This is a genomic window from Enterovirga sp., from assembly GCF_028290205.1.
Classification (GTDB): domain Bacteria; phylum Pseudomonadota; class Alphaproteobacteria; order Rhizobiales; family Beijerinckiaceae; genus Enterovirga.
This window is the reverse complement of record NZ_JAQGKF010000161.1, coordinates 1-6,224: the sequence shown is the minus strand read 5'-3', so window position 1 is coordinate 6,224 and position 6,224 is coordinate 1. Positions and strand designations below refer to the sequence as shown.

The 6,224-nt window shown below is 71.5% G+C and carries 4 protein-coding genes, 1 other RNA gene and 1 pseudogene; all 6 read left to right on the top strand.

The window, feature by feature from the left end; all coding sequences use genetic code 11:
* Positions 1 to 324 precede the first annotated feature (324 nt).
* An RNA gene (gene rnpB / locus JWR86_RS11655) (RNase P RNA component class A) lies at positions 325 to 726 on the top strand.
* Between the two features lie 391 nt (positions 727 to 1,117).
* The gene (gene mraZ / locus JWR86_RS11650; protein WP_299565342.1) at positions 1,118 to 1,591 is read left to right on the top strand and encodes a division/cell wall cluster transcriptional repressor MraZ; all 474 of its coding nucleotides are present in this window, start codon (positions 1,118 to 1,120) and stop codon (positions 1,589 to 1,591) included.
* On the top strand, positions 1,588 to 2,628 hold the full coding sequence (gene rsmH, locus JWR86_RS11645) for a 16S rRNA (cytosine(1402)-N(4))-methyltransferase RsmH (RefSeq protein WP_299565340.1): 1,041 nt from the start codon (positions 1,588 to 1,590) through the stop codon (positions 2,626 to 2,628). The genes mraZ and rsmH overlap by 4 nt, the downstream gene beginning before the upstream one ends.
* Positions 2,625 to 3,098, top strand: a complete 474-nt coding sequence (locus JWR86_RS11640; protein WP_299565337.1) for a hypothetical protein — start codon at positions 2,625 to 2,627, stop codon at positions 3,096 to 3,098. Before rsmH ends, JWR86_RS11640 begins: the two co-directional genes overlap by 4 nt.
* A 6-nt stretch (positions 3,099 to 3,104) precedes the next feature.
* Complete coding sequence (locus tag JWR86_RS11635) at positions 3,105 to 4,904, top strand: penicillin-binding protein 2 (RefSeq protein WP_299565335.1); 1,800 nt, start codon at positions 3,105 to 3,107, stop codon at positions 4,902 to 4,904.
* An 80-nt stretch (positions 4,905 to 4,984) separates the two neighbouring features.
* A pseudogene (locus JWR86_RS11630) lies at positions 4,985 to 6,169 on the top strand (UDP-N-acetylmuramoyl-L-alanyl-D-glutamate--2,6-diaminopimelate ligase); the annotation flags it as partial.
* Positions 6,170 to 6,224: the final 55 nt, after the last annotated feature.

The following is a 6,224-nucleotide window of genomic DNA, read 5'->3' as shown; positions in this document are numbered from 1 at the left end:
GCCCGAGGCCGCTGCGCCGATCGCCGCGCCCGTGGCGCCGCCGAGAAGCGCGCCGCCCGCCGCGCGGTCTCCGGGCGAGTAGCAGGCGCCGACCGAGAGCGCGAGCGCGCCGGCCAGGGTGGCAGAGATCACCTTCTTCATCGACATCGACCTTCCCAAAAACGACACCGTCCCCGCCCGCTGAGCATGCAGCCGAGCTTGACCGTAGACAAGCCGAACTCGCGGGCCTCGGGAACGTTCCCGCGCGCCGTACGGCAATGCCCTCCGGGTCCGGCCGGAAGCGGACGCTTGACGGGCGGGGCGGCGGCCAGCACACCCGGCCGGTCAGTCGGCCGGGCGGCCGCTTCGGCGCCGGCTTTGCCGGCCCGGGGAGGAAAGTCCGGGCTCCATGGAGACACGGTGCCGGATAACGTCCGGCGGGGGCGACCCCAGGGACAGTGCCACAGAGAACAAACCGCCCGCGGGTTCGCCCGCGGGTCAGGGTGAAAAGGTGCGGTAAGAGCGCACCGCGGACGCGGCAACGCGGACGGCACGGCAAACCCCACCGGGAGCAAGATCGAATAGGGGCGGCAGGGTGCCGAAAGGCACCGGGGCCTGTCTTCAGCCCGCCGCCCGGGTTGATCGCTCGAGGCGGCCGGCAACGGCCGTCCCAGAGGAATGGCCGCCACGTCGGGGCGCTTCGGCGTCCCGGCCCTACAGAACCCGGCTTACAGGCCGACTGACACCTTTTCGCCGTCGCGCCGCGCCCCGCTCAGCCCCGCCCCGTCCTCGGGGGCGAGGGCTGCGCCGCCACGCCTTCTCGGAAGCCGCCCGGGCCCGCGTCGGCGCCCGCCGGGAGGCGCCGGACCGGCCCGACGATCACCCATAATTAACCCTGCTGAGGTCTGAATGCGGCTCCCGCGGCAGCCTTCGCGTCCGCCCGCTCTCGATTGACGCCCATATAGGCCCATGATACCCCATGGCATCCCGTTAACGAGGGGCTGCGCTCAGCCTGTCGGACACCGCTGGGGCTGCGGTGAGCCGGCATGCGTCGGCGACGCGCGCCCTGTCGCGGCGGGTCGCGGCGGCTCTGCTGCCGCCGTGCGGCGTAGGGCGTGGAGAGCGTGGGCGCCGGCTGATGGACCGCTTCGTGTCCAACTTCACCAACCGGCTGGACGCCAAGGGCCGCGTGTCGATCCCGGCGCCGTTTCGGGCCATCCTGGCTCGCGACGGGTTCGAGGGTCTCTACGTGCACCCTGCGCTGGATGCGCCGGCCTGCGATGCGGGCGGTCACCGGTTGCTGAGCGAGATCGACGCGTTTCTGTCGGGCTTGCCGGCCTATTCGGACGAGCGGGATCAGCTCTCGACGGCGTTGTTCGGAACGAGCGAGATCTTGAAGGTGGATCAGGAAGGGCGTGTCGGCGTGTCGGAACAGATCCGGGCGCATACGGGGCTGACGGATGCGGTCACCTTCGTGGGGCTCGGGCACAAGTTCCAGCTGTGGCGGCCGGACCGGTTCCAGGCGCATCTCGCGGAGGCTCGGGATCGCGTGCGGGAACTGAAACGGAGCTTCGGCCGGGAGGCGCGCGCGCCAGGAGCGCGGGAACAGTGACGGGCCGCGGCGAAGGCGATGCCGACGCCGCTGGCGGACCGGCCCCTCACGTCCCCGTGCTTCTGGCCGAGTGCTGCGCCGCGCTCGCCGCCGAAGCAGGCGGGGTCCATGTCGACGGCACCTTCGGGGCCGGGGGCTATTCCGTGGCGCTGCTGGCCGCCAACCCGGCCACCCGCGTGGTGGCGATCGACCGCGATCCGGATGCCGTCGCCCGTGGGCAGGCGCTGGTCACCGGATCGGCCGGACGGCTTACCCTGGTCCAGGGCCGCTTCGGCGAGCTCGACCGCATCGCGGAGGAGGCCGGCCATGCGCAGGTCGACGGCGTCGTCCTCGACATCGGCGTCTCCTCCATGCAGCTCGACCAGCCGGAGCGCGGCTTCTCCTTCCGCCACGACGGACCGCTGGACATGCGGATGGAGCAGGCCGGCCCGAGCGCCGCCGACCTGGTCAACGAACTGCCCGAACAGGATCTGGCCGCGATCATCTTCCATCTCGGCGAGGAGCGGCGCTCGCGCGCCATCGCCCGCGCCGTGATTGAACGCCGCCGCCGTGCGCCCCTGCGGACCACGGCCGAGCTGGCCGAACTCGTCGCCCGGCATGTCCGGTCCGAGCCGGGCCACCATCCGGCGACCCGCACCTTCCAGGCGCTCCGCATCGCCGTGAACGACGAACTCGGTCAGCTCGTGGACGCGCTGCACGCGGCCGAGCGGGCCCTCAAGCCTGGCGGCCGGCTGGCCGTGGTGACATTCCATTCGCTCGAGGACCGGCTGGTGAAGCTGTTCCTCCAGGCGCGGGCGAGCCGCAGCCCCCGCGCCTCGCGGCATCTGCCCTCGCCAGAGCCGGTGGCGCCGGGCTTCACCCTGCTCGGCCGCGGCCCGACGGTGGCCGGCTACGGCGAGGTCTCCCGCAATCCGCGCGCGCGGTCCGCCAAACTCAGGGCGGCGGTGCGGACGGACGCGCCCGCGCCGGACCCGCTGACCGAGCTGTACGAACGGACCCGGCTCGCCGGTCTCCCGGGCCAGGAGGGCGTGTCGTGATTCGCTTGCTGCACGCGGTGGCGATCAGCCTTCTGATCGCCTCGGCCGCCTATGCCTATTCCACCAAATACGAGACGCTGTACTATTCGGAGACGCTGGCCAAGACAAAGGCCAAGCGGGACCGCGAGCGCGAGGCCATCGCCGCGGCCAAGGCCGAATGGGCCCTGCTGACGCGGCCGGACCGGCTGCAGCGCATGGTCGATCGGCATCTCGACCTGAAGCCGATGGGCATCGCCCAGCTCGCCCGCCTGTCCGAGCTGCCGGTGCGGCCGTCGAAGGGCGACGCGATCGGGGCCAAGCTCGAGACGCTGGGTATGGAGCCGACCGCGACGGGCAGCCTGAAGACCGGATCCCGCCACGATCCGATCGGAACGAAGCTGGACGAGATCCTGCGCGGCAGGCCGGCGCTGGCGGCGCAGCCGAAGGCGTCCGCCGAGACCCGCTCTCCGTCGAAACCGCCGGCGAGGTAAGCCCGCATGTCCATCCCGATCGAACGCGACGAGCCCCAGTTCGACGAGGGCGCTCCCGACCTGCCGACCCCCGAGCGGGCCGAACGCCCGCCGCTGGCCGCGCGGCTGGCCGGCGGCCTCAAGGCTATGTTCCGGCTGCGCTTCGACCGGAGCGCCGCCCGGATCGCGGTGGTCATGGGCTGCTTCGCGGCGCTGTTCCTGGCGATCTCCGGACGGCTGGTCTACCTGGCCGTGGCCCCGGCCGAGCCGGAGAGCATCCGGCGTTTCGCGTCCAGCGCCAGCGTGGCGGCTCGCCCGGACATCCTCGATCGCAACGGCGAGGTGCTGGCGACCGACGTCCGCACCGTGTCCATCTTCGCCGAGCCCCGCAACATCATCGACAAGGACGAGGCGGTCGAGCTTCTCACGGCCGTTCTGCCCGATCTCAATGCGGCCGAGCTTCGGACCAAGCTGAACAAGAAGCGTGGCTTCGTGTGGGTCAAGCGCGAGGCCACGCCGAAGCAGCAGGCCGAGGTGCATCGGCTCGGCATCCCGGGCGTCGGCTTCGTGCCGGAATCGAAGCGCGTCTACCCGAACGGCGTCGCCGGGGCGCACGTCGTCGGCTTCGCCAATATCGACAATGTCGGCATCGCCGGCATCGAGAAATACATCGACAGCCAGGGGCTTCAGGACCTGAACGGGCTGGGCTTTGCCCGCACGGCCAGCGACCTCAAGCCCGTGCACCTGTCCATCGACCTGCGCATCCAGCACGCCATGCGGGACGAGCTGCTCTGGGGCATCGGCCATTTCCGGGCCAAGGCCGCCGCCTCCATGCTGCTCGACGTGACCACGGGCGAGGTCGTCTCCCTCGTGTCGCTGCCCGATTTCGATCCCAACAACCCGGTCGATGCACTGGAAAAGGACCGCATCAACCGCATGGTGGTCGGCGTCTATGAGATGGGCTCGACCTTCAAGGCGCTGACGGTCGCGATGGCCCTCGATGCCGGCAAGGCGACCATCAATTCGAGCTTCGACGCCCGCTCCAACCTCCAATACGGCCGCTTCTCGATCGGCGACTACCACGCCCAGCGCCGCATCATGACGGTGCCGGAGATCTTCATCCATTCGTCCAATATCGGCACGGCCAAGATGGCGCTCGCCGTCGGCGTCGAGGGGCACAAGTCGTTTCTGCGCAAGATGGGCCAGTTGGACCGGCTGCGGACCGAGCTGCCCGAGAGCGCACTGCCGATTGTGCCGGCCAAGTGGGGCGAACTGAACACCATCACCATCGCGTTCGGCCACGGCGTCGCGGTGGCGCCCATGCAGTCGGCGGCCGCGGTTGGGGCGCTGATGAACGGCGGCTACCTGATGCGGCCGACCTTCCTGAAGCGCTCCGAGGAGGAGGCGAAGGCGACCGCGGTGCGGGTGATCAAGCCCGAGACCAGCGAGGCCATGCGCTACGTGATGCGGCTCAACGCCGTGAAGGGATCGGCCGCGAAGGCCTCCGTCGCGGGCTATTTCGTGGGCGGCAAGACCGGCACGGCCGAGAAGGTGATCGGCGGCCGCTATTCCAAGAACCGGCTCTTCACCACCTTCATGGCGGTGACCCCGGCCGATAACCCGCGCTACCTGTTCGTCACCGTCTATGACGAGCCGCAGGCGGCCCCGGAGACGGGCGGCTATGCCACCGCGGCCTGGAACGCCGGTGAGACCACGGGCCGCATCCTGGAGCGCATCGCCCCGATGCTGTCCATTCCGCCGCGCTTCGACCCTCCGGCCAATCCGTTCCCGCTGATGGCCCGCCTGGGTGCCTGGGGCACGAAGTGATGGACGCCCGGCTCGCAGCCATGCCCTGCGGCCCCGCCGGAGGGGGAAGCCTTGGCGCCCCGGCCGGGCTAAAAGGCGCCATGCCGAGCGGCCGCCCGACCTCCCTCGCCGACCTGTTTCCCGATGCCGCGGGCGCCAGCGCGCCCGTGCCCGTGGTCGGCATCGCCGAGGACAGCCGCCGGGTCCGCGAGGGCTTCGTCTTCGTGGCCGTGCCGGGCACCAAGGCTGACGGCGCTGGCTTCATCGGCGATGCGGTGGCGCGCGGCGCCGTCGCGGTGGTCGGGGAGGCCGAGCGACCGGCGAGCCTGCCGCCCGAGATCCACTATCTGCGCGTCGGAGATGCCCGGCGGGCCCTGGCGCTGGCCGCCGCGCGGCTCCATCCGGGCCAGCCCGAGACCATCGTCGCGGTGACCGGAACCAGCGGCAAGAGTTCCGTCGCCGATTTCACCCGGCAGCTCTTCGCGACCCTCGGCCAGGAGAGTGCCAGCCTGGGCACGCTCGGCATCGTCAGCTCCCGGGGTGCGAGCTACGGCTCGCTCACCACGCCAGATCCGATCAGCCTGCACCGTCAGCTCGAGGAACTGGCCGGGCAGGGCGTCACCCACCTGGCGCTGGAAGCCTCCTCGCACGGTCTCGCCCAGCGCCGGCTGGAGGGGGTCCGGCTGTCCGCCGCCGCCTTCACCAATCTCGGCCGCGACCACCTGGACTACCATCCGGACCTCGAGGACTACCTCCAGGCCAAGCTGCGGCTGTTTCGCGAACTCCTGCCCGCCGACGCGCCGGCGGTCATCAATGCGGACGGGGCGGAAGCGGCCCGGGCCGTGGCGGCCGCCGGCGAAAGCGGCCGGACCGTGCTCACGGTCGGGCGCGCGGGCTCGACCCTCAAACTGCTCGAGCTGGTGCGGACGGGTTTTGCCCAGCGGCTCACGGTTCGGACGGCGCCCGCGCAGGGCCGTGGCGCGGTGGACGTGGTCGTGGACCTGCCGCTGGTGGGCGGCTTCCAGGTCGAGAACGCCCTGGTGGCGGCCGGGCTCGTCCTGGCCACGCAGCCGGGCCTCGCGCCGGAGGTGGTGCTGCGGGCTCTGTCCGGCCTGCGCGGCGTGCCGGGCCGGCTCGAGCGGGTGGGCGAACACCGCGGTGCGCTCGCCGTGGTGGATTACGCGCACAAGCCCGACGCCCTGCGGGAGGTCCTGGCGACGCTCCGCCCCTTCGCCTCCGGACGGCTCGTCTGCGTGTTCGGCTGCGGCGGTGACCGCGATCGCGGCTAACGCCCCCTGATGGGCGCCATCGCGGCCGAGGGCGCCGACGAGGTCATCGTCA

Excerpts from the sequence above, each read along its gene's own strand:
- mraZ (WP_299565342.1), top strand. The coding sequence starts at position 1,118 with ATGGACCGCTTCGTGTCCAACTTCACCAACCGGCTGGACGCCAAGGGC.
- JWR86_RS11635 (WP_299565335.1), top strand. The coding sequence starts at position 3,105 with ATGTCCATCCCGATCGAACGCGACGAGCCCCAGTTCGACGAGGGCGCT.